The sequence below is a fragment of the Marinimicrobium sp. C6131 genome (assembly GCF_026153455.1).
Classification (GTDB): domain Bacteria; phylum Pseudomonadota; class Gammaproteobacteria; order Pseudomonadales; family Cellvibrionaceae; genus Marinimicrobium.
This window is the reverse complement of the sequence record NZ_CP110629.1, coordinates 3,967,470-3,991,439: the sequence shown is the minus strand read 5'-3', so window position 1 is coordinate 3,991,439 and position 23,970 is coordinate 3,967,470. Positions and strand designations below refer to the sequence as shown.

Here is a 23,970-nt window from a genome sequence, read left to right as displayed (position 1 = left end):
CGTTTGCACAGTTTGCCGGCCTCACCCCAGGGCCGGCTTTTTTATGCTCGCAATCAGAGCGTGAAACAGATGTCGCTGTGAACGGCGATATAACAGAAACTCCGGATGCCATTGAACGCCCAACAGAAAACCGTAGGATGGGTCCTCGACCGCCTGCACGATGCCATCGTGGTCGCGCCCGGATACGTGCAGCCCTCGCCCCAACCGATCAATGGCCTGGTTGTGTAAGCTGTTGATTCGCTGGGAGTGCTTTCCCAGCAAGTTCAGCAGAAGCGTTTCCGGCACGACCTCCAGGGTTTTCAGAGGTAGAATGGTACGACGATGAGAGGTTTTACGCCGGTGCAGACGAAGATCCTGAACCAGCGTACCGCCGAGACACACGTTCAATAGCTGCGCACCGCGGCAGATTCCAAGTAGTGGGCGGTGTTCCGCCAACGCCTTGTGAATGACCCGCTTTTCCAGCTCATCGCGATCGGGATCATACTTGGGGTGAACCTCCGGCTCAGCACCATACAGAACCGGTTGCACGTCGTGTCCGCCGGTCACCACCACCGCCTCAAAATCCGGCAGGGCGTCGATGTCGCTGGGGCGGACCTGTATCGGTCGGGCACCATACAGGCGCAGCACTTGAGCGACCAGAAACCGGGGGCCAAATGCGCCTCGTTCCGGCCCGGTCACCGCCACTAGCGGAGCAGCCATCGGTCCTCCAACTGCTTGACCCAGTCGCCGAACCAGCGATCCAGAGGGTCGGTCAGAAACTCATGATAGGCCCGACAACAATCCGCCAGGCGTGGCGCATCGCCCGCTAGCGCTTCCACTTCCAGCCAGTCATCCCACGCCAGTGCCAGCGTCCAACCCGGTCGATGGATTTCACAGTCCGGCAGGCGGTAGTGAAACGCCGGGCGCGACTTGATCAAAGGATCATCCAACTGCTGTCGCACTCGAGGTTCATCCAGATGAGCAAACAGCGGCAACATGTCCAACGCGCGGTTTCGCGTGAGGTTGTGCGCCAGATAATCATCGATCAACTGATTTTGATCAGGCCAATAGTCCGCTCTGGCCAACAAGCGTCGATAATCTGTGGGATAGGGGTCAATATAGTGGGTGACCTGACGGGACAGGTTGATATCCGCCCGAACATACAGCCAGTCGTACAGACAGGAAAACGCTTTAAGATAAGCGGTTATCGTCCCGGTTTTTTCGTCGGGCACCTCCGGGTTCAGCTGCATTCCGAAGGCATTGATCAGACGATCCGAAGTTCCCTTGGCACCAGCAGCACGCAGACGCCGGATGATTTCTTCCACCTGATTGAGCCGAGTCATGGGCAATGGCGGACTGACGAGTTCCATTGGCACCAATGAATCCGCCAGCCACTTGAGCACCTCTTCGGCGGAGTCCCCAAGTTCACCGGAAAAGGTACCTTTTTCACGCTCCTCGCGTCCGAGCTCCTTGAGCAGACGAAAATCCAATTCAACACCCCAATCGCCGGCCGGGTCCCCTCTGAGCACCCGCTCATAGCGTCCCCTTGGCTCGACGTTCAGATCCAGATAGTCCGCCACCAGCTCGCTGAGCTGATCCAGCGTCAGGCCATTCATTTCCAGTTCAACGCCGATACGACGGGGCTCGCCCCGGGCATTTTCGGTTCTGGTGGGTAATCGTAGCGCCATTAAGGCCCCCTATCTCTAAACGTCAGTGGCCAGTGTAATGGGTAACTCGGACAAAATAATAGCTTACATAAAAAAAGCGCCACCCCAGAGGGTGGCGCCCATCCGCTTCAACCCGGCTCACCTCACGGCGAGCCATCCGGGGTCAGTAGCTGTAACGCAGGCCGAGGTAAACCTCACGGCCGGTGGTGTTGTACTCTCGCACCAGGTTCATATCCCCCAGCGGACCGGTGGTGTACAACCGCTCGGTCTCGTTGGTCATGTTGATGCCTTCCAGCGTCACCTTCAGATCATCGGTGATGTTGTAGAACGCCGACATGTCCAGACGGGTCGGGCCGGTGGTCGCTTCCTGGGCGTTGCCGTTGCTGCCATTGGGGCTGGTGATGTAATCATCCCGCCCGTTGATGGAACCACGGATGCCGTAGCGATCGGTTTCGTAGTACAGCGTGAAGTTGTAGCTGTCCTCCGACAGACCCGGCAGAGTGCTCACCACCGAACCGAAATTCGCCTCGGAGCTCACATAGGTGTAGTTGGCAATCATACCCAGGTTGTCGAACGGCGCCGGCAGGAAGGTAAACGGCTGCTGGTACGCGATCTCCACCCCATCGAGCTGGGCACCATCGCCATTGACCGGCTGGGAGGTAAACCAGGCCGAACCGTTGATGTCCACGGCGTTGGGCTCAAACAGCGGAGAGTCCGGATCGTAGGCCGGGTAGTTGGATACGATCTGGCGCAGCTCCGGACTGAGCGGTCCTTCCACTTCGTCACCGCTGATGAAGCTTTCGATGTCTTTGTGGAACAGGGTCACCGCCAGCAGCGCTTCGCTGTCGAAATACCACTCCAGCCCCAGATCCACGGCGCTGGCGCGCATCGGATCCAGGTCCGGGTTACCCCGGCTGATGTTGCCGTTGATCGGGGTCACACCGGTCACGGTGGGGGACAGGCTGCCCAGCCCCGGACGGGTGATGTTGCGGGAGATGTTGGCGCGCAGCAGCAGGTCTTCTTCAATTTCCCACACGATGTTGGTCGACGGAAGTACGTCGGTGTAGGCATTGTCCTCGGACAGCAGGATCGCCTCGCCGGTGACCGGGTCTTCGGTGGCACCGCTGGAGGTCATGAAGGTCCGGGCGATCCGCAGGCCGGTGTTCACCCGCAACGGGCGGTCAAACACGCGGGTTTCAAAGTCCACTTCACCGTACAGGCCCATGGTCTCTTCCTGCACGTTCCAGGAGGAGGCGTCCACCGGTACCGGGGTAAACTGACCCGCGCCGTAGGCTTCAATGGTGTTGTCGAAGTGGGCGATCAGGAAGTCGCGCGGAAAGCCGCCGGGCGCATCCAGGCCGCTGGCAAAGTCATCAATGCCGATGCCGGTCAGCGAGGTGGCCAGATCCGGGGTCACTTCATCCGGCGCGTCGATGGTGCCTTCGGTCGGGTTGTAGCGCAGTGAGTCCACTTCCCGGTCGTTGTAGATAAAGCCGGTTTTGAACACGGCACCGCCCTGCTCGGTTTCCAGATCCAGACGGAAGGTGGTGTTGTCACGGTCCACCACGTCTTTGCGCAGCGTCGGGCCGGAGAAGAAGTAGTTCGATGGCTCCAGGATGTCGAACCCGTAGCTCATCTCGGCGATGTTGGAGTCCGCGCCGAAGTCAAAGGTGAAGTCGTGACCTTCCGAGGCGGTCAGGTTGAAACGGTACTGTTCTTCATCGTGCTCGGAGTTGGCGTTACCCAGCATGAAGCTCAGCACGGTGCGATCGCTCAGATCGTACTTACCGGAGAACACGGTCTGCAGGAACGTGGTTTCCGAGAACTGGCCACGGCTTTCCGAACGCGGGGTCACGTTCTGGAAGGTACCGGCGACGATCTGACGGCCGGCGGCATCCAGGGTCACACTGGTGGGTGTGATTTCATCGAAGGTGTTCCGGAACTGGGCGAAGTAGTTGTAGGACTCACGGTCATTGGACAGCTCGGAGCCGACAATGTCCAGACCCAGTTCCAGGCGATCAGTGGGGCGGAACTGGAAGGCGGCGGTCACCCCGGTGCGGTCCTGGGTGTTGCCGAAGTAGTCCATCCGCGGCAGACGCGGGGTCCACATGTAGTCGAGTGGATCGTCACCCTGAGTGTATTCGGGGTGGTTGGTGTCCGGGTCGGGTGTGCCGTTGATGGTGGTACCGCTGGTGTCCGCCCAGCTCTGACCGTTGGCAAACGGCGAGGTATAGCGCACGGTGCCGAAACCTTCCTGACGCACGGTACGGGTGGAATGGGCCACCGAGAACAGCACCCCGACAGTGTCGTCCATAAAGGTGTTGCTCACCAGCGCGGCGAAGCGCGGGTCGGACTCACTGGCGACGTTATCCACGGTGAACTGGCCGCTGACGCTGGCGTTCAGGCCGGGGTTATCAAACGGCTTGGCGGTAAACAGCTCCACGGTACTGGCCAGACCGCCCTCTTCCACCGACGCCTTGGGCGACTTGTGAATATCGATGCGGTTGAACAGTTCGGAGGCAAAGATGTTGAAGTCCATGGAGCGGCCGCGGTTGACGCCGCCGGAGGAGTCCAGGCCGCCGGCACTGCCGGGCACTTCCATACCGTTCAGGGTACTGCGGGTGAAGTCCGGGCTCAGGCCGCGCACGGTGATGCTGCGCCCTTCACCGCCTTCGCGGGTGATGGCCACACCGGGGACCCGTTGCAGGGACTCGGCCAGGTTCAGGTCGGGCATTTTACCCATGTCTTCGGCGACAATGGTTTCGACGTTGTTGGCGGAATCGCGCTTGATGTCCAGCGCGCGTTCCAGACTCTGGCGGAAGCCGGTGACAACCACTTCTTCCAGGGCGCCCGCGCCTTCGTCTTGGGCGTGGGCGGAAACTGACACACCTGAAACAGCCAGTGCCAGAGCAGTCATGGATGTGTTGGCCAGAAATTGCTTACTAAACTTGTAGTTGAATAGGGACATGATGCCTCCTGGTTTATTATGTAGACTGATGTCTTTGACTCTCACTACTGGAACACCCTGGCCTGCAAGAATGCACAAGCCAGATGCGACTCTAACGTACAGCCACAGCAACTCCCTTCGGGGAAATCACCAAAGTGAAAACGGAAAGCCCGCACCAACACTGGCACTCGACTTACCTGAGGTATCGTTACAAAGGAATTGCTAACGCAGGTCTTGAAAGCGGGGCAACCGAGCCCGACTGTCTGACGACAGCAGGAAACCCGACTGGAAGAACGTCGTTTGAATGGTTCATTTCTCCCTATCCTCTCTCACTTTATCATTTGGCTGATCGCCTTTTTACATCGAACGTGATGGGCGTCGTCAGACGACGGACAACCGATCGTGCTTAAGGCTTATATTAGATTCCAGCGGCCTAATAGTTGCACAGCTTTGGGGATATCTCAAGGTTTAACCACACATTAATTCGGCCCGCGGGCGCAAATCTTTTACAATGGCACATTATCCAGCCTACCACCGCACGACAGGAGCTCTGAATGACTCTGACGCCCGCTTACCGGCAACGCTTTGGCGCCCTGGCACGGCTTTATGGCGAGCCTGCTCTGGAGCATCTGGCCGATGCCCATTTTGCCGTGGTCGGCCTGGGCGGCGTGGGCAGTTGGGCGGCCGAGGCACTGGCCCGCACCGGTATCGGGACGCTCACCCTGATTGAGCTCGACGGTGTGTGTGTCACCAATACCAACCGACAGTTGCACGCCCTGGAGGGTTATATCGGCGCCTCAAAAAACCAGGTGGTGAGTGATCGCCTCAAAGCCATCAACCCCGAGCTGACGGTTCACAGCGAGGAAGCGTTTTTGACCAGTGACAATATTGAGCAGTTGATCAATCGTGAACACGACGTCGTGATTGATGCCATCGATTCCGCCCATATCAAGGCACACCTGGTGGCCTATATCAGCCGGCTCAAGGGCCGCTTGGTCACCGTGGGCTCGTCAGGCGGCAAGCGCGACCCCAAACAGATTGTCTGTTCCGACCTGGCGCAAACCACCTACGACCCGATGCTGCGTAAGGTACGCAACCTGCTCTACCGTCATTACGGATTTCGCAAGGACGCCAAACGACGCTTTCGGGTGGATGCCATCTACTCCAATGAGCAAATGCATTTCCCGCAACTGGACGGCAGCGTGTGTGTGGGCGATAAAGGTAATCGGGATCCCGATAGTGGGGTCAAGCTCGACTGCGGGGGCGGATTGGGCTCGGTCGTGATGGTCACGGGCAGCTTCGGGTTCGCGGCCGCCAGTCAGGCCGTGGAGCGGTACCTGCAGGACCGGGGCTGTTGAGCAAACGTGCTCACATCCATCTGAAACACCGTTCAGATTCTGAAGAGCTGACGGGTATTGTCTGTGGTCTGACGAGCCACCTGCTCCACCGGACACCCCCGCAACCCGGCCAACGTTTGGGCGATGACCGGTAAAAATTCCGGGCTGTTGCGCTCGCCCTGCCGTCCGGATACCGGCATGTCCGGCGCGTCGGTTTCCAGCAGCAATGCTTCCAAGGGCACCCGGCTGACCGCAGCCCGGGTTTTGCGGGCTCGCTCGTACGTGATAACACCGCCGACACCCAACCGAAAACCCATTTGCCAATAGGTTTGCGCAATGTCGGCACTACCGCTGAAAGCATGAACCACACCGCCTCTGGAAAAACGGTGGCGCTTGAGTTGTCGAATCAGCTCATTATGCGCTTTGACGCAGTGAAGAATGATCGGCTTGTCGCACGCCCGGGCCATCTCCAGATGAACCTCGAGCAATGCCTCCTGCTCGCTCATGGGTGTATCAATATGCTTATCCAGGCCGCACTCTCCCACTGCCACGCAGCGCGGGTGAGCCAGAAAGTCCCGACACGCTGATTCCCAGCCTTCACCGGCCCTGTCCAACCACCAGGGATGCATGCCGGCGGCAAAGTACCAATCGAGGTGAGGCGATTCGCACAAAGACCGGGCCCGTACCCATTGGTCCGGATCCGTGCCGGGAATCACCAACTGGTGGATCCCCTGTGATCGACATCGGGACCAGAGCGCTTCCCGGTCCCGATCAAAAACCTCAAAATCCAGATGACAGTGGCTGTCGATCAAGGAGAACGTCATCAGTGCCAGCGGTAGGCGATGACCGAATCGGTGAAGAATGTGGGGATATAGGCGATGCCGTCATCCGGATTCCACCCCAGGTCGGCAGTGTTCATGCGCGGATCGCGGGTGTCCATCAGACGGGTGACCTTGCCATCACGCACGTGGTAGACCAACCCCACCCAACAGGTCACCAGGAATTCGTTGGTACCGATTTTCTCGACACCATCAATCCCGGACTCAAAGCCTTCGGCGACCGTTTCGAGCTCGCCCTCAGGGTTCGCCCGCAGCAGCGTATTCCCGGCGCCGATATAGATCGCATCGCCGTCAATGTATAGGCCGTTCGGATCTTTCAGCCCATCCAGAAACAGCTCGGCACCGTCACTGAGAATGCGATGGACTTTGCCCGTGCGGGTATCGGAGACATAGACGGTGCCGCCGTCGTCAATGGCGATATCGTTCAGGAACACCGAGTCCGCCACCGGAATCCGGGACATGATCTGCCCGGTTTTCAGACTCACGGCCAGCACCTCGGTCAGATCCGCGACGTAGAGGGTGTTGCGCAGAATGCCCATGCCTTTGGGGGCGTTCATGCCGCGAGCCCAGTCCCGGTCGATGACCTCCCCATCCAACGACAGCTTGGCGATACCGCCTTTACCGTCGGCCTGGCTGCCTTCACCTTCGATTTCGGCCACCAGCAGATAGGCCTCTCCGTCCGACTCGTGGTACAGCACGGACTCCGGGGTACGTAACCCGTCGGTTTCCCATTGCTGTTCAAGGCGGGGGGATTCACCCGCGCCGGCATTCAGCGCTACCATCCCCAGTGCCGTGCTCAACACACCGATGCCGAAACGTTGTCTCCAAAGTTGATTCATGTGTCTCTACTCTCCCATAGGTGATTTTATTGATTGGCCCGGTTGTCGATCAGATCATCGACTACTGCCGGGTCAGCCAACGTCGAGGTATCCCCGAGGTTATCCAGCTCATTGGCGGCGATTTTTCGCAGGATGCGGCGCATGATTTTGCCCGAGCGGGTTTTCGGCAGGCCGGGCGCCCACTGAATGATATCCGGTTTGGCAATGGCGCCGATTTCCTGCACGCACAGGTCAATCAGTTCCTTGCGCAGCGCTTCACTGGGCTCCTCCCCTCCCATCAGCGTCACATAGGCATAGATACCCTGCCCCTTGATGTTATGGGGATAACCGACAACCGCCGCCTCGGAGACCTTCGGGTGAAGCACCAGGGCGCTTTCGATTTCGGCCGTTCCCATCCGGTGACCGGAGACATTCAGCACGTCATCCACTCGGCCGGTAATCCAGTAGTAGCCATCTTCATCCCGACGGGCGCCATCACCGGTAAAGTAATAACCGGGATAAGCACTGTAGTAGGTATCGATACAGCGCTGATGATCGCCGTATACCGTGCGAATCTGGCTGGGCCATGGCGCCTTGATCGCCAGATTACCCGAACCGGCACCCTGTATTTCATGGCCTTCGTTATCCAGCAGGACCGGCTGAACGCCAAAGAAGGGCAAGGTGGCGGAACCGGGCTTCAGGTCTATGGCACCGGGCAGTGGTGTCAGCATATGGGCACCGGTTTCGGTCTGCCACCAGGTGTCCATGATCGGGCACCGGCTCTCGCCCACAACCCGGTAGTACCACTCCCACGCCTCGGGATTGATCGGCTCGCCGACGGTTCCCAACAGCTTCAGGGACTGACGGGATGTCTGGGTGACCCACTTATCCCCGGCCCCCATCAAGGCTCGGATAGCCGTCGGGGCGGTATAGAAGGTGTTCACCATGTGCTTGTCCACCACCTGCCAACAGCGGGAGGCGTCCGGATAGGTCGGCACGCCTTCAAACATCAGCGTGGTCGCGCCATTCGCCAACGGGCCGTAGACAATGTAACTATGACCGGTCACCCAGCCCACATCCGCCGTGCACCAGTAAACATCTCCTTCCTGGTGGTCGAAGACATATTTATGGGTCATGGCCGACTGCAGCAGGTAGCCACCGGAGGTGTGCAGCACGCCCTTGGGCTTGCCGGTAGAGCCGGAGGTGTACAGGATGAACAGGGGGTCTTCGGCATCCATGCTCTCCGGTTCACAATGATCGGGCTGGCGCTCCACCTCCTGCTCGTACCAGATATCCCGGCCTTCCTTCCAGGCGACATCCGCTCCTGTGCGCTTGACCACCAGGCAGGTATGCACATCCGGGCAGGATGTCATCGCCTTGTCGGCATTGTTTTTCAAGGGGATGTGTTTTCCACCACGAATGCCCTCATCGGCGGTGATCAGCACCCGACAATCCGCATCCAGAATCCGGTCTTTCAGAGCATCCGGTGAAAAACCGCCAAACACCACCGAGTGGATGGCGCCCAAACGGGCGCAGGCGAGCATGGCGTAGGTCGCCTCGGGGATCATTGGCATATAAATGCACACACGATCGCCTTTCTTGACACCGCGCTCGCGCAACAGGTTGCCCAGGCGACTGACTTCGGTGTGCAACTCACGGTAGGTGATCATCTGGTCTTCCGACGGATCATCCCCTTCCCAGATGATGGCAACCTGATCCGCCCGCTGTGCCAGATGGCGGTCTACGCAGTTTACGCTGACGTTGAGCTTGCCGCCCTTGAACCAGGCAACTTCCCCTTTGCGCAGATTACTCTCACAGACGGTATCCCATTTTTTATCCCAGGTCAGAAAGGCTTCGGCCTGCTCGGCCCAGAATCCGTCCGGATCCTCCACCGAACGTTGGTACATCTCCCGATAGCGCGCCGCATCAATGGCCGCATGCGCTTTGAAAGATTCAGGAACCGGGTGGACGTGCTGTTCGGACATGACAGGCCTCGCTTACAGTTGTTATGCATTTCGTGGTTGACACTATTGTTCAGGATCCTGGCTCAGAGCCGTAGCCTCAAGCTTAACAGCAGTTTCTGAAATTGGCCACAGACAACGTTGTCTGAACTGGTGAGCCCGTAAATAATCGTTAAGCGGGCGACGCCGATCCATCAGAGGGGAAGGGGCAGGGTAGTAACGGGCACGCGACCCGGGTCAGGCGACCTGGGTCGGGATGGTATTGGTCGTCCGCTCAACGCGGTTAGCCTCGTCGAGATAAACCAGTCGGGGCTTGTGGTTGAGCAGCTCCGCTTCACTGTACTGCCCATAACTGGCGATGATCACCCGGTCTCCGACCTGGACTTTGCGGGCCGCGGCGCCATTCATGGAGATGGTTCCCGAACCGGCTTCCGCCAGAATCACGTACGTCGTGAACCGCTCGCCATTATTGACGTTGTAGATATCAATCTGTTCAAACTCACGCAAGCCAGCCAGGGCCACCAGATCGCTGTCGATGGCGCAGGAGCCGTCGTACCAGAGCTCGGCCTGGGTGACCGCCGCCATGTGCAATTTGCCTTTCAGCAGAGTAGAAAGCATAGGCTTCTCCCGTGTTCGGTGCTGACGTCAAGCGTCCAGCACAAGGGATACATTGTCAATCAGGCGCGCGCCCCGAGTGTACATCGCGCCGAGAATTGTGATTTCGGCGTCATCGTGGGCCGCCGGGTCCAGCGTATGACTATTGCACACACTGACATAATCGGGCCGAAAACCCGCATTTTCAATCTGTTCCTTCGCTTCCTCCGCCAGCGCGAGATAGTCGCGCCGACCGGACAGAATCTGATCGCGCGCCCAGCTCAGGCTCCGATACAACTGAGACACCCGGGGGCGCTCATCCTCACCAATAAACCCGTTGCGGGAACTGAGCGCCAGGCCATCGGATTCCCGCACAATCTCGCCCGCGCTGATCTTGACCGGGATGCACAGATCTTCCACCATCCGGCGAATCACCGCCAGTTGCTGGAAATCCTTGGCGCCAAAGACCGCCTCATCCGGCTGAACGATGTTGAACAGCTTGGTGACGACCGTGGTCACCCCCTCAAAGTGGCCGGGGCGACTGGCACCACAGAGCACGTCCGTCATGGTGGGTACCACAACCCGGGTCTGCTCGGCCATACCATTGGGATAAATCTCGGTCTCATCCGGGCAGAAAAGGTAGTCACAGCCAATACCCTCCAGCTTGGCCGTGTCCGCCGCCAGTGTCCGGGGATATTTATCCCAGTCCTCATTCAGCCCGAACTGCAGCGGATTGACGAAAATACTGGTGACCACACAGTCGCAACTGGCCTGAGCCTGCTGAACCAGTGCCAAATGCGCCTGATGGAGATTACCCATGGTAGGCACGAAGCCAATACGCTTGCCCTGGCGACGTTCTTCCGCCAGCGCGGTGCGCAACGAGTGAATCTGATGAAATACCTGCATGACTGGCTCGTTTCAGGCGACAACGCGGTGCGGACCCTAACGCCGTGACCGACACTGGCGTTACCTAATTACCCAAACTTGGGGGCGGGATAATACACGCTCGATCCGGGATGTACAATCTTTGCGCAACATGGCGCCAGATTCATGCTTTCTGACGCGACAGCGTTACTTTCCCGGGATTCCCGCGGGTGCCGGATCAGTAGTCTCCCTGCTGCATGTATTCCGGCGCCAGGTTCTCAAAGCGCGTGAACTTACCAATAAACGCGGCGCGACAGGTGCCGATCTCACCGTTGCGCTGCTTGCCAATAATCAACTCGGCAATACCTTTGTCAGGGCTGTCCTCGTTGTAATACTCATCCCGATAGATGAATAGAATGACATCGGCATCCTGCTCAATCGCACCGGATTCGCGCAAATCCGAGTTCATCGGCCGCTTGTTCGGGCGCTGCTCCACACCCCGGTTCAACTGGGACAGAGCGATCACAGGGCAGTCAAACTCCTTGGCCATGGCCTTGAGCGAGCGGGAAATTTCAGAGATTTCCTGGGTCCGCCCCTCGCTTGGGCCGGACAATTGCATCAACTGCAGGTAGTCCACCATGATCATCGCCGGATTGCCGTGCTCGCGGGCGATGCGGCGTACCCGGGCGCGCATTTCGGTGGGCGACAGCCCCGGGGTATCGTCGATAAACAGTGGTTTGTCTTTCATTTTGCTGACCGCGGCGGACAGTTTCGGCCAGTCCTCCTCGGTCAGTTTGCCGTTGCGGATTTTCCCCTGATCAATCCGCCCGATAGACGACATCATCCGCATGACCAATGCCGCCGAGGGCATTTCCATACTGAATACCAGGGTGGGACGACTCTGGGTAAAGATGGACGACTCGACAAAGTTCAGTGCCAGAGCCGTTTTCCCCATGGAGGGACGCGCCGCCAGAATGACCAGCTCGCCGGGCTGCCAGCCGGAGGTTCGTTGATCCAGATCTTCCAGTCCCGAGCTGACCCCGGTCAGGTCACTGCCTGAGCGGAACAGCTCATCAATCCGCTGCACCGTGTCCTTGAGCAGCGCGTTCAGGTCGGTCAATCCGCCTTCTTTGGGACGATCCTCGGCAATTTCCGCCACCCGTTTTTCCGCAATCTGCAGCAGGTCGTCCGCATCGAGCCCCAGGGGGTTATAACCGGATTTGCTGATCTCCTGAGCCACACTGATGAGCTGGCGCAGCGTCGAGCGCTCGCGCACGATATTGGCGTAGGCGAGGATGTTGGCCGCACTGGGGGTATTGGCCGCCAGCTCGGTCAGATACCCCAGCCCGCCAACCCGCTCCAGCTCCTCGTGCCGATGCAGCTCTTCCGACAGAGTGATGACATCCAGCGGCTGGTCTTCTTCCGCCAGCTCACACATGCGCAAGAAGATCTGCCGATGATCATCCCGGTAAAAATCCCGCTCAGACAGGACTTCGCGCACCGCTTCCAGGCGCATATTGTCCAACATCAGGCCACCCAATACCGCCTGCTCGGCTTCTAACGAGTGCGGCGGGGGCATTTTCGCCGGGGAGGCCTCTTCCTCCGACGACAGATCCAGGGGTAGATCAGACATGGGCTCTCAGTACAGGTAATGTTCGGACAAAAAAACGGGCACTACCGATCAGTCCCCGAGGGGTCGATAGTGCCCGATTTCGTCAGACTTGTCATCGCCAGCCATGAATCATGGCCAACACAGGGTAGCGCCCGTTACTCGGCCACTACGCTGACTTTAACAGCCTGAATGACTTCAGCATGCACTTGCACGTCGATCTCATACTCACCGACTTCGCGCAGCGCGCCTTCCGGCAGCTTGACTTCCGCCTTGGTGACTTCAACGCCGGCCTTGGTGATGGCGTCAGCGATGTCGCGAGTCCCGATAGAGCCGAACAGCTTGCCTTCGTCCCCGGCGTTGGCGCCGATGGTGACACTGACTTCGGCCAGCTTGGCGGCGCGCGCTTCGGCTTCGCTCAGCTTGGCGGCGGCAGCGGCTTCCAGTTCTGCGCGGCGCGCTTCAAATTCAGCCACGTTCTCGGCGGTGGCCGGAATGGCTTTGCCCTGCGGCAGCAGGAAGTTGCGGCCAAAGCCGGCTTTCACAGCAACCTGGTCGCCAATGCCACCGAGCTTGCCTACTTTTTCCAGCAGAATAACGTCCATCTCGTTTACCCTCTAAGTTGTATGATCCGGCAATCGGGCTGGGCCTCAGGCCCGGGGGGTTGCCCGCTCGCGAAAATTCAGCCAAGTATCCAGAAATGCCAACACGGCCAACAGCTGAGTCGCGGGTTCCAGCAATATCAATACCGCGTAAAACACGAACAGCCATTGAACGCCCAAACCCTTGATGGCCACCAGGCGGTGCACTATCGCCACCCCCTGTAGTACCAAAGGCAGCAGAAACAACGCTGACCACAGTGCGTAATCCAGCCCCTGAAACAGGCAGTACACGGCGGCGGCCATACTGGTAACAGCCTGTATCGGATGGAGTTTCAGCGCCTGAAACTCCGCTCCAAACCCGCCGGGATTATCCACCAGCGAGTGCCACCAACGCCCGATCATCAGTCCGAGCGCGGCTGGAAAAGCCATCCCGTAGGCCAGCATTCCCAACACAAAGGTTGCACTGTAGGCCGACACTTGCTCATCCACGGAACTGGCCAGCTCTTCGAGCAGCTGATTCCAGCTTTGCAGTGCGGCCTGCACGGCTTCCGGGGCCAGAGCGCCCAGCAATACCGCCATCAGGGTCGCTACGGCCACTATGCCCATCAGGCAGGTGGCCCAACCACTGCCGCGCCGCAGAAACAGCGCTGCGCCGTAGGTCAGTAGCACACCGCCGATTACCGCCGTAGCAACGGCCGGGGCAATCTGGCTGAAACCCAGTAGGAGCAGTGACGGTAGCACGCCCCACAAAAGAATCAGCAGACCGTTGTTTCTCCCCACGCGCAAAGTGACCAGAGCCACGGTGGCGGGGGTCAGCAGCGGCACCCAATTACCAATCAGAGCCACCGCTGTGGCTTGCAAGCGACCGCGCAAAATAAACTCAGCCAGCGCTCGCAATGCTGCACTCCTTCAACCGGTTGACGGCCTCGACTTACTCGTGGCTGTCGGTGTACGGAATCAGGGCCAGGTAGCGGGCGCGCTTGATCGCTGAGGACAGCTGGCGCTGGTACTTGGCTTTGGTTCCGGTGATACGGCTGGGTACAATCTTACCGGTTTCGGTGATGTACGCCTTCAGCGTTTCCAGATCTTTGTAATCAATACGCTTCACGCCTTCGGCGGTGAAACGGCAAAACTTGCGACGACGGAAAAAACGTGCCATCTCTTATTCCCCCTGCTTTTCGGTTTCGGCTTCTGACTCTTCGTCCGAGCTATCGTCGTCAGAGTTGTCATTACCTTCTTCACGGCGTGCCGGACGGCTCTGCTTGGCAGTGCGCTCGCGGGCATCTTTGTCAGCCTTGAGGATCGGAGATTCTTCGGTGATGGCTTCGTCTTCGCGAATCACGAGGTTACGCAGGACAGCATCGTTGTAGCGGAAGTTGGTGGTCAACTCTTCCAGGGCTTCCTCAGTGCACTCAACGTTCATGAGCACATAGTGAGCCTTGTGGATTTTGTTGATGGAGTATGCCATTTGACGGCGACCCCAGTCTTCCAGACGGTGAACCTGGCCACCGCTGTTTTTGACGCTGGCGGTATAGCGCTCGATCATGCCGGGCACTTGCTCGCTCTGGTCGGGATGGACCATAAAGACGATTTCGTAATGACGCATTGTAGCTCCTTACGGGTTAAAGCTTCCCCGGGCCAAAAGGGCCTGAGTGAAGCAAGGAGTGACCCGGGCAAAAGGCCCGGGCCGGTTAGGGGCGGCTATTCTAGGGAGTTTACCGGGGGGTTGCAAGCAAAGTTGCGCATTTTTTGCGCAGACTCTCAGTTACCGTAAACCGGGAACTTGCCGCAGATATCCAGCACTTTGCCTTTCACTTCCTCAATCACCGCATCGGCGTTGCCGGCTTCCAGACCGTCCAGGATGTCACACATCCAACCCGCCAACTGCTTGCACTCTTCCTCGCGGAAGCCGCGGGTAGTGATCGCCGGCGTGCCGACCCGCAGACCAGAGGTGATGAACGGCGAGCGCGGGTCGTTCGGTACCGCGTTCTTGTTCACGGTGATGTTGGCACGACCCAACGCCTCATCGGCATCCTTACCGGTATACTCTTTACCGATCAGGTCCACCAGCATCAGGTGGTTTTCGGTGCCACCCGAAACGATCTTGATGCCGCGCTCAATAAAGGTCGCCGCCATGGCCTTGGCATTCTTGACCACTTGCTGCTGGTACTCTTTATAGGTGGGGCTCATCGCCTCTTTAAAGCTGATGGCCTTGGCCGCGATCACGTGCATCAGCGGGCCGCCCTGACCACCGGGGAAGACAGCGGAATTGAGCTTCTTCTCGATCTCTTCATTGGCCTTGGCCAGGATGATGCCACCGCGGGGACCGCGCAGGGTTTTGTGGGTGGTGGAGGTGGTCACATCGGCGATCTGCACCGGGTTCGGGTATACCCCTGCCGCCACCAGACCCGCCACGTGGGCCATATCAACCAGTAAGTAAGCACCCACTTCGTCAGCAATGTCCCGGAACTTCTGCCAGTCCACGACCTGGGAGTAGGCCGAAAAGCCCGCCACGATCATACGGGGCTTGTGCTCACGGGCCAGACGAGCGATCTCTTCGTAGTCCAGCTCCCCGGTTTCCGGGTTCAGACCATACTGCACGGCATTGTAGATCTTGCCGGAGAAATTCGGCTTGGCACCGTGGGTCAGGTGGCCACCGGCGTCCAGGCTCATACCCAGAACGGTGTCGCCGGGCTTGCACAGGGCGGCATAAACGGCGGAGTTGGCCTGGGAGCCGGAGTGGGGCTGCACATTGGCGTAGTCGGCGCCGAACAGCGCTTTGGCGCGATCAATGGCCAGTTGTTCGCTCTGGTCAACATACTCGCAGCCACCGTAGTAGCGCTTGCCGGGGTAGCCCTCAGCGTATTTGTTGGTCAGCTTGGTGCCCTGGGCCGCCATCACCAGCGGGCTGGCGTAGTTTTCCGAGGCAATCAGCTCGATATGCTCTTCCTGGCGACGGCTTTCCTTCTGGATGGAATCCCAGATTTCGGGGTCAAAATCGGCAATCGTCTGAGTTTTGTCAAACATGAACACATCCTGAGCAGGGCGACAGGCCAGGCAACAGCCCGCCGGGGTTAAAATTGGACGCGAATTGTACACCAATCGACCAGCTCGCTTCCAAGAAAAATACTCAACCAGCGCCATAGTTTCGCTCATAGAGCACAACCATCTACTGGCGGCGAAGTCCGCACTCCGTTTGACCGGCCAACGGGCCGGTGCAACAATGCCTGACAGGCCGTCGACCCTGGCCATACCGGATGTTCAGTTTCGGTTAAGCCGCCCGGCGGTATAACAGAGGTGAATGCTCTGCGTACGAGCGAAACCTCTGGGAGGACACCCCATGAAGAATTCCTGGACTACCCTGGCCACCGCCGCCTTGCTACTTGTGCTCAGCCTGGGCGCCTGGGCCGACGACGACTACAGTCAGGCCGAGTTGAACCAGATGCTCGCCCCCATCGCCCTCTACCCGGACACCGTACTGTCCCACATCCTGATCGCCAGCACCTACCCCCTGGAGGTGGTTCAGGCCAACCGGTGGGCCCAACGGCATCGCACTATGGAAGGCGCTGCCGCCGTATCAGCAGCTGAACGCGAAGGCTGGGACCCGAGCGTGACCGCCCTGGTGGCCTTTCCCGACATTCTCGAGCGTATGGCCGATGATCTGGAATGGACTCAGGATCTCGGTGAGGCCTTCCTGTGGGATGAGGGCGAGGTCCTCGCCAGCGTGCAGGACCTTCGCCAACGCGCCTACGAGGCGGGCACTCTGCGCACCACCGAACATCAGGAGGTAGTGATAGAGCAGAAAACCATCATCGTCGAACCCCGGGTATCCGAGGTCATCTACATTCCTTATTACGACACCCGGGTGGTGTACGGCCCCTGGCGTTGGCACCATTACCCGCCACACCGTTGGCATCGTCCCAGCCGGGGCTACTGGAACGCGGGCATATTCTGGAGCTTCGGCACCCGGATTGACCACCACAGCTTCTATTTCAGCAGCTTCCACTGGCACAATCGGCACACCGTGGTGATCGACATAGACCTGCACAACCATCACCACTTCCACTCCGGCCGCAGTGTGGTTCGCTATAAAGAAGCCCGGCGCTGGAAACACAACCCGAACCATAGACGCGGCGTCGAGTACCGTCGCAGTACCGTGCGTCAGCAGTATGCTGCCCCGTCGCGTACCGCACGCCATTCCGGAACGAGGGTGGAACGCGCCCAGCGTGTAGAACGCATCGAACAGCGTCTGCAGAACCCCCGCAGCAACGCCCGGAGTGAACCTCATCGTTCACGGGACGCTCAGGCTCGAAGCGATCGGCAACAGCCCCGGCTTGACCGCACTGAACGGCGCAGCGATACCTATCAAACCCGGCGGGAACCCCCAAACCGGTTGGAGCAGCGTTCGGGCGATCGCCTAAGCACCAATGAGCCAAACCGCGATCGTGCACAGCCGCAGCGTCAGGCCCGCGAAGAGCGTACCCGCACCACTCGTAGCGAGCGCCCCTCCCGGGAGGAGCGGGCCAACGCCCGCAACATCCGGCAACCAGAACGAAGCCAGCAGAACTTCCAACGCAGCACCCGGGATCGGGTAGAAGCAGCACGCAACCGCTCATCCATCAGCGAGCGCGCCCGCCAGGGCCGAAACGAGAATGGGCGTGCAGAGCGGCGGTGATCCAGTAATGAGTTAAAGTGGCTGATACAGGGAAGCGCAGCTACTTGAAGCAGAGCGGGTCACGGGAATTGGTCAAATCACAATCGTTCAGGCTGGCAGAAGTCCAGCGACGCACGTAGGCAACTGACCGCACCAGACCAAACATTAATAGCGAATAAAAGGCACTATAGCCTATTAGTATATTGACTCCCCCGGCTTCAGATAGTGCTTCAGTTCTTCCTCATCAACAGGACAGTGATTCGCTCATTAAGGATTTCATCGTCTCGCCAGTAATCAGACAATGTATCCATAATATTGGTCGCCCGTTTTTTGCTTTCACCAAGCTTGAAATGCTTCCAACGCACTCTCTAGGACTTCAATCGCTCGTCTATGCCACTCTGAAATTTCTTTCATGTATTCAGTGCTAGAGAACTTTCTTTTCAATAATGTCCTTTTTTAAATCATCATCCATCGTAAACTACCGACCAACTCATTAACACGTGAATTGAAATTTTCGACCCAGCTCCAGGTTACCAACACGGGATATCGTCCACACCAAGAACCATAGCTAATATTTCATCAAAAATTCTGTGATCATCGAAATGCTCTCGATTAGCCCCTTACCTTCTGGACCGGCAAGATTCCTACCTGATAATAAATGAAATTTTAGAGAACGTCCTTGCAACTCTTCATCAATTGACCTCCCCCTTTCAATACAATCTCGAACAAAGCCAATCTGTGAACACATGGATTCAAAAACATCTCCGGGATGCTCTCCTTATTTCTTAGTCAAAGCAGTCAAAGCTCGATCAAATTAGCGACCTAGCTATTTATTAGAAACCATTTCAGCATCTAAATCATCAGGAGCTAATAGGCGCTCTCTCCAGGCTTCAAGTATCGCTTCAAATCCTCCTCTTCAACTGGCCCTGTGATTCGCTCATTAAGGATTTCATCGTCCCGCCAGTAGTCCGACAAAGTATCCATAATATTGGTCGCCCGTTTTTTGCTTTCACCAAGCTTGAAATGCTTCCAACGCACTCTCTAGGACTTCAATCGCTCGTCTATGCCACTCTGAAATTTCTTTCATGTATTCAGTGCTAGAGAACTTTCTTTTCAATAATGTCCTTTTTTAAATCATCATCCATCGTAAACTACCGACCAACTCATTAACACGTGAATTGAAATTTTCGACCCAGCTCCAGGTTACCAACACGGGATATCGTCCACACCAAGAACCATAGCTAATATTTCATCAAAAATTCTGTGATCATCGAAATGCTCTCGATTAGCCCCTTACCTTCTGGACCGGCAAGATTCCTACCTGATAATAAATGAAATTTTAGAGAACGTCCTTGCAACTCTTCATCAATTGACCTCCCCCTTTCAATACAATCTCGAACAAAGCCAATCTGTGAACACATGGATTCAAAAACATCTCCGGGATGCTCTCCTTATTTCTTAGTCAAAGCAGTCAAAGCTCGATCAAATTAGCGACCTAGCTATTTATTAGAAACCATTTCAGCATCTAAATCATCAGGAGCTAATAGGCGCTCTCTCCAGGCTTCAAGTATCGCTTCAAATCCTCCTCTTCAACTGGCCCTGTGATTCGCTCATTAAGGATTTCATCGTCCCGCCAGTAGTCCGACAAAGTATCCATTATATTTGTTGCAATATCACTGGCTTTAACCAAACTTGATCGAAACTGTTTCTCATAATGATCGGGAACGTGCTTCCACCAGCCCCAGCTAAAATTGTCGAGATTCCTGAAAATTCCATGTACACTTCCAGCTGAACTACGAATGGTAGATACTTTACCTTCCCTGTAGTTTTCAATTCCTTCGTTGATACCTGATTGCTCTCCATGCAAATTCCTTAGCACCCGATCTCTCCAGGTTTCTGGTCTATCAGAGGCCGGCCACTTATGCCAATCTCCATGCTCAGAAGATTGCTCAAAAAATTCATCCAGCGCATTTTCTAGGACTTCAATCGCGCGTCTATGCCACTCAGACATTTCTATCATGTATTCAATGCTCGAAAACTTCCGTAATAGAAGCTTCCGCTTCAACTCTTCATCCACAATTAAGGCTCCGGCCAATTGGTAAGTTTTGGAGATGATGTCTCAACAGAGTTGGGAGTAATAAATAGCTGCGTATCGCCTCCTTGGAGATAAAACTCCTCCCCTAAAAACTCTCTGTATGGTTGCCCCGCAGCGGGCCCCTCCCAAGCCTTCAGACCGTTCTCTCCCACGACGTGCTCAACAAAGTAACCGTTGTCATTCCAGCCGTCCTTAACAGCATAGCCACTGCGCCATTCAGTTTTATTGGCAGGAAGATCATAAGCCCAGAATCCTCCAGCATCATTATTTTTTTCGTCGACAATTCGGTAAATTTTCGTTCCTTCTGGCAAATCCACGGGTTTCGCCTCTAAAAACGTTCTGAAGGTTTTCGAATTATTGTAATTTAAATCTGGCCATCCATTTTCCAACAACTCGTCATAGCCCTCAGGTAATTCTTTCATACCTCTAAAATCTCTTGGCATTTCTCCGGCGCCTGCCCCCATCGGCTTTCCATCAGCCTGTAGAGTATAGGGATCTTCCGGGTTTCCGTCACGGTGATAGCGCTTATGTACTCGGTCACCGGCTTTGGGCGCCTTGACATCGGAGTGCGGTTCGTAGGGCAGTTCAGCCCTGGCGGTCAGTTGAGGCGCTTGGGGCTGGTCGGTAGAAATGCTGGTTTTCTGGTCAACCGGTGCGTCGAACTCTTTCCGAAGTTTCTTTCGGCGCAGCTGGCGGGCCAGGTTGCGAAACAGGTGGCCCAGGCCGCGCAGTCGGCTCGCGTGGCGTAGCTGTGAGGCGGCCTGGGCGACGTTGCCCGCGCCGGCGGTGAAGATGGCCAGCAGGGCCGCCAGGACGATTTCAAATACGCCGGCGCCGGCGAACTCGGCCCACTCAACGCTGGATTGATTGTCCGCCATCGCCTGGGCAAATTCCAGCAACATTTCCCGGGTTGGCGCATCGTCGGCGATGAAGGCGGCGATGTCGTAGGCCTCGGCGATCAGCCCCATCAATTCCCGCAGGCGTTCCTCGCTGATATCGTCCGGCTCCACGCCGAACAGGCGGGCGAGGTCTTTCTTCTGTTCGTCCTGCAGATTCTGGTTGACGCTGCCATACCATTCCGACCAGGTCAGCTCGCCGTCCTGATAGCTCTGATAGCTGGCCCTCAGGGTATCTCCCAGGAGGTTGGCAGGGCTGAGGTAGTAGGAAAATTCGGCCACTTTGTAGGCCGTTTTTCCGACAAATTCCACGAACCCTACAGCACCATTCCAGGCGCCGCGACCTACGGCTTGAATGTGTTCAAAAACTCGCCGTGGACCGCCCATTTGTTCGAGCTCCCGCTCGTAGGCCTCGGCTTCCAGGCGCTGATCTTCGATGATCTGATCGAGGACTTCCTTGATTGAGGCCCGGGTCGCTTCGATGCGCGCATCCCGATCGGGTTCGGGTAATAAGGTTACGCGTACATTACCTGGCGGCAGTCCGGCCAGACACACTTGTCCCTGGTCGTTGAGTCGTCCCACCCAGACCATACCGTCGCTGTCGGTCGCCCGGAAATAGCCATACACGGCACGCCCGCTTTGAAAGCGGTACTCCAGTTCCAGCCAGTGATTATCATCGAGGTCATCGATGTCGGGATCCCGGCCGCCACCGACCGCAACTCCTTCGCCGACTTGCGTCATGCAGCCACTCCCTCAGCCTGTAAGCAGATCGCTCCCCGATAGCTCTGATCGGCGGAGCCATAGATGAGGTGGGTATCGTCTCCCGGCAGACTGAGCGCCGTCTGGCCCGCAAGGGCCACCAGTACAGCGCCAGTGGCGGCGCCGATATCACCGTAATACTCGGCGGGGTGATGCACTTTGGGATCGTCGAACAGGTGGTGATTGCGGGTCAGTGCCACACCCAACTCTTTGCCCCAGAAGCGTTCGCCGTTCGCGCTGCTGTAGATGTTCTTGATGGTCCGCTGTGTCGGACGCCCCGCCAGCGCCTGCTTGAACGCTTGATCCAGCCCCTCGCCCCGGTAGGGTTTGTCACTGAACCAGTGCCCGGACTCGTAGCCAAATCCCGGCTCGGTCAGAACAACTCGACGGCCATTCTGAATCAGCGCCTGTTCCGGATCCGGCGTCAGGCAGAGATAGCCGGCGGCCTCTCCCGGCGCAAAGGCGTCGCTTCCGGAGTGCGGGCGCAGGTGCTGCGCCGCCAACCGCTTCTGACCGTCGAGCATCGCCAGTAGCGGACTGAACTGGTAGCTGTCGGCACCGCCCACCAGAACCGCCTTGTGGCCTATGTCATAGGCATAGTGAAAGGCCAACTTGATCGCTTCAATGACTCCCGGACGGCCGACACTGACCGCGCGGGAGCGTCGAGCGTCAATGGCGCCAGGCGCCAATTGCTCGTACAACGCGGGAAAAAAGGCATCACTCAGCCCGGTGGCGACACCGGGGTATACCTCGGGACCGGCGTAAAGCAGGGGAATCGGCGAGCCCGTTGATACGGGCTGGAGCGCCTGGGCGGCCGCCACCGTGGACATTGCCAGCATCCGTTGCTCTCGCAGCGTCAGCTCCGGGTACTGCTCCAACAGGGTCGGCAGGAGTGGCAGGGCTTCGTCGGGCACCAACGCCTGAACGATCAACCGGCGCTCTCCGGTGAAATAGCTGCTGGTGGCGTAGCGGCTGATCTGTGCGCCAGCGGCGGCCCACACCATCTCTGTAGAGCCACCAATGGCGGTAATCATACCGGTACCGGCCAGATACAACACTCTATTCCGGGTCATGACGGTTCCTGCCTTCGTTCCATGGAGTACCAGGGCTGTTGTGGATTGAGCAACGCCAACTCTAGCGCAGCCGCTGCGCGCTGACGCTGGGGGCCCTCCGACAGAATCCGCAGCAGGTTGGTCTCGGTGATCGGCTCGCCCAGCAGGAGGCGTTCACCCGGCGGGTAACGGTGTTTTATCGTCTCCCAGAATACGGTCAACTTTTCGGTGTTGGGCCAAGGCAAGTGCTCATCGTCATCCAACGGAGGCACGGGCGTGTCCGGGTGATCCTGCGCTTCAGCATCATTGAGTTGGGGGAGCTTATGATGCAGATCATGGGCTTGCAGGTCGACGCCCGTGATCTGGTAGAACGCCTCCCCCGCCACGCGAGCCAGCGACAATTGCTTCATGCAGCGAAGCAACCAGGGAACCGCTTCCGGGTCGCCCAGAGCGGCGGCGGCAATCACGGATAACCTCGCCGCGTCCGGCGAGGTTTGACCGGATAGTTGCGCGATCCACTGCTTGGCTTCGGTACTTGGCAACGCACGCATGGCCAAAATCAACGCGTCGCATTGCCGGGGGCCCGGCTGTAAGGCGAACGGCATAAGCATTTTCGCTGCCGACCGATCACCCAACAGGATGGCCGAGCGGCAGGCCTCAAACGTACTCCCCGGCTCGCCACCCTCGCGCCCTTCCGCCAGGAACGGCGACAGGTCACGACGCTTGAAAACACCGACGCAGTGCAGCGCTTCACCGTGCAGCAAACTGTCAACACGACAGTCGTTCCGGCGCAGAATCCGGGTCAGAAAGTCGCAGGGATCCTCGCCGCGAGTCCGGCAGGTTGCCAGTGCCAGTCGCTTGTGAATGTGCTCCTTACTGATAAAAAATTTACGCACCCAGTCGTGGCAGTAACGGCCGGGCAGCCAGGTCAGCGCCGATACCAGCGCGGCGAATCCCGCCTCATCCTGTAACCCTGCTTCTACCGCTTGCTGAATACACCCCACTTCCAAGGTACGAAACGCCACAGCAGCGGCCGCAAACACCTCACCTGGCCCCGCGTGAGCCAGAGCACTCTGACAGGCGGCCCAGGCTCGCTCCGGGGACTGCGCCAGGGCGAACAACTGGGCGTCGATACGGCTTTCGAGTTCCGCCAGGTCAGAAGTTCGGTAGTGCGGTTGAATCAACGCCCGCGAGCGCAACAACCAGAGAAAGGCAACCTCTTCAACGCAGTCGTCAAACTGTGACTCAAACCCGGAAAATGGATTGGGAAAAGCGGTAATCGCAGCGGTCATCCCTG

20 protein-coding genes are annotated in these 23,970 nt (G+C 57.8%); 2 read left to right on the top strand and 18 right to left on the bottom strand.

Annotation, left to right across the window (positions count from 1 at the left end; all coding sequences use genetic code 11):
• Positions 1-21 precede the first annotated feature (21 nt).
• From OOT55_RS16800 to OOT55_RS16790, 3 genes are all read right to left on the bottom strand, one after another.
• Positions 22-699 carry a gamma-glutamyl-gamma-aminobutyrate hydrolase family protein gene (locus tag OOT55_RS16800; RefSeq protein WP_265366992.1) on the bottom strand — a complete coding sequence of 226 codons (678 nt, stop codon included), beginning with the start codon at positions 697-699 and terminating at the stop codon, positions 22-24.
• Positions 684-1,667: an amidoligase family protein gene (locus tag OOT55_RS16795; protein ID WP_265366991.1), complete on the bottom strand. Its 984-nt coding sequence runs from the start codon at positions 1,665-1,667 to the stop codon at positions 684-686. The genes OOT55_RS16800 and OOT55_RS16795 overlap by 16 nt, the downstream gene beginning before the upstream one ends.
• 142 nt (positions 1,668-1,809) lie before the next feature.
• Entirely contained in the window at positions 1,810-4,614 is a 2,805-nt protein-coding gene (locus OOT55_RS16790; protein ID WP_265366990.1) for a TonB-dependent receptor, read from the bottom strand.
• Positions 4,615-5,147: 533 nt separating this feature from the next.
• On the opposite strand from OOT55_RS16790, the gene OOT55_RS16785 reads away from it, so the two are divergent.
• Positions 5,148-5,951 carry a tRNA threonylcarbamoyladenosine dehydratase gene (locus tag OOT55_RS16785; RefSeq protein ID WP_265366989.1) on the top strand — a complete coding sequence of 268 codons (804 nt, stop codon included), beginning with the start codon at positions 5,148-5,150 and terminating at the stop codon, positions 5,949-5,951.
• Positions 5,952-5,983: 32 nt separating this feature from the next.
• Here the strand turns inward: OOT55_RS16785 and OOT55_RS16780 are convergent, their stop codons facing one another.
• The 11 genes from OOT55_RS16780 to glyA all read right to left on the bottom strand — a co-directional run bounded on the left by OOT55_RS16780 (position 5,984) and on the right by glyA (position 16,244).
• Positions 5,984-6,754, bottom strand: coding sequence for a TatD family hydrolase (locus OOT55_RS16780; protein WP_265366988.1), 771 nt, complete (start codon positions 6,752-6,754; stop codon positions 5,984-5,986).
• Positions 6,754-7,608 carry a GTP-binding protein gene (locus OOT55_RS16775; protein ID WP_265366987.1) on the bottom strand — a complete coding sequence of 285 codons (855 nt, stop codon included), beginning with the start codon at positions 7,606-7,608 and terminating at the stop codon, positions 6,754-6,756. The genes OOT55_RS16780 and OOT55_RS16775 overlap by 1 nt, the downstream gene beginning before the upstream one ends.
• Positions 7,609-7,634: 26 nt before the next feature.
• Positions 7,635-9,572, bottom strand: a complete 1,938-nt coding sequence (gene acs, locus OOT55_RS16770; protein WP_265366986.1) for an acetate--CoA ligase — start codon at positions 9,570-9,572, stop codon at positions 7,635-7,637.
• Between the two features lie 213 nt (positions 9,573-9,785).
• A complete protein-coding gene (gene panD, locus OOT55_RS16765) occupies positions 9,786-10,166 on the bottom strand; it encodes an aspartate 1-decarboxylase (protein ID WP_265366985.1) in 381 nt (126 codons plus the stop codon).
• 27 nt (positions 10,167-10,193) lie between these two features.
• The gene (gene panC, locus OOT55_RS16760; protein ID WP_265366984.1) at positions 10,194-11,048 is read right to left on the bottom strand and encodes a pantoate--beta-alanine ligase; all 855 of its coding nucleotides are present in this window, start codon (positions 11,046-11,048) and stop codon (positions 10,194-10,196) included.
• Between the two features lie 196 nt (positions 11,049-11,244).
• Positions 11,245-12,585, bottom strand: a complete 1,341-nt coding sequence (gene dnaB / locus OOT55_RS16755; RefSeq protein WP_322113842.1) for a replicative DNA helicase — start codon at positions 12,583-12,585, stop codon at positions 11,245-11,247.
• Positions 12,586-12,773: 188 nt separating this feature from the next.
• On the bottom strand, positions 12,774-13,220 hold the full coding sequence (rplI, locus tag OOT55_RS16750; RefSeq protein WP_265366982.1) for a 50S ribosomal protein L9: 447 nt from the start codon (positions 13,218-13,220) through the stop codon (positions 12,774-12,776).
• A 45-nt stretch (positions 13,221-13,265) separates the two neighbouring features.
• Entirely contained in the window at positions 13,266-14,114 is an 849-nt protein-coding gene (locus OOT55_RS16745) for a hypothetical protein (protein WP_265366981.1), read from the bottom strand.
• 34 nt (positions 14,115-14,148) lie between these two features.
• On the bottom strand, positions 14,149-14,376 hold the full coding sequence (gene rpsR, locus OOT55_RS16740; protein WP_024462248.1) for a 30S ribosomal protein S18: 228 nt from the start codon (positions 14,374-14,376) through the stop codon (positions 14,149-14,151).
• A gap of 3 nt (positions 14,377-14,379) precedes the next feature.
• Positions 14,380-14,823, bottom strand: coding sequence for a 30S ribosomal protein S6 (gene rpsF / locus OOT55_RS16735; RefSeq protein ID WP_265366980.1), 444 nt, complete (start codon positions 14,821-14,823; stop codon positions 14,380-14,382).
• A gap of 155 nt (positions 14,824-14,978) precedes the next feature.
• The gene (gene glyA / locus OOT55_RS16730) at positions 14,979-16,244 is read right to left on the bottom strand and encodes a serine hydroxymethyltransferase (RefSeq protein WP_265366979.1); all 1,266 of its coding nucleotides are present in this window, start codon (positions 16,242-16,244) and stop codon (positions 14,979-14,981) included.
• Between the two features lie 313 nt (positions 16,245-16,557).
• On the opposite strand from glyA, the gene OOT55_RS16725 reads away from it, so the two are divergent.
• Positions 16,558-17,892 (top strand): DUF3300 domain-containing protein, encoded by a 1,335-nt coding sequence (locus tag OOT55_RS16725; protein WP_265366978.1) that lies wholly within the window; start codon positions 16,558-16,560, stop codon positions 17,890-17,892.
• Positions 17,893-19,411: 1,519 nt separating this feature from the next.
• Here the strand turns inward: OOT55_RS16725 and OOT55_RS16720 are convergent.
• The 4 genes from OOT55_RS16720 to OOT55_RS16705 are packed head-to-tail and all read right to left on the bottom strand — an operon-like array spanning position 19,412 to position 23,965.
• Complete coding sequence (locus tag OOT55_RS16720; protein ID WP_265366977.1) at positions 19,412-19,948, bottom strand: hypothetical protein; 537 nt, start codon at positions 19,946-19,948, stop codon at positions 19,412-19,414.
• A gap of 2 nt (positions 19,949-19,950) precedes the next feature.
• The gene (locus tag OOT55_RS16715) at positions 19,951-21,603 is read right to left on the bottom strand and encodes a hypothetical protein (protein ID WP_265366976.1); all 1,653 of its coding nucleotides are present in this window, start codon (positions 21,601-21,603) and stop codon (positions 19,951-19,953) included.
• Positions 21,600-22,694: a hypothetical protein gene (locus tag OOT55_RS16710; RefSeq protein WP_265366975.1), complete on the bottom strand. Its 1,095-nt coding sequence runs from the start codon at positions 22,692-22,694 to the stop codon at positions 21,600-21,602. The genes OOT55_RS16715 and OOT55_RS16710 overlap by 4 nt, the downstream gene beginning before the upstream one ends.
• Positions 22,691-23,965 carry a TIGR02270 family protein gene (locus OOT55_RS16705; protein ID WP_265366974.1) on the bottom strand — a complete coding sequence of 425 codons (1,275 nt, stop codon included), beginning with the start codon at positions 23,963-23,965 and terminating at the stop codon, positions 22,691-22,693. Before OOT55_RS16705 ends, OOT55_RS16710 begins: the two co-directional genes overlap by 4 nt.
• Positions 23,966-23,970: the final 5 nt, after the last annotated feature.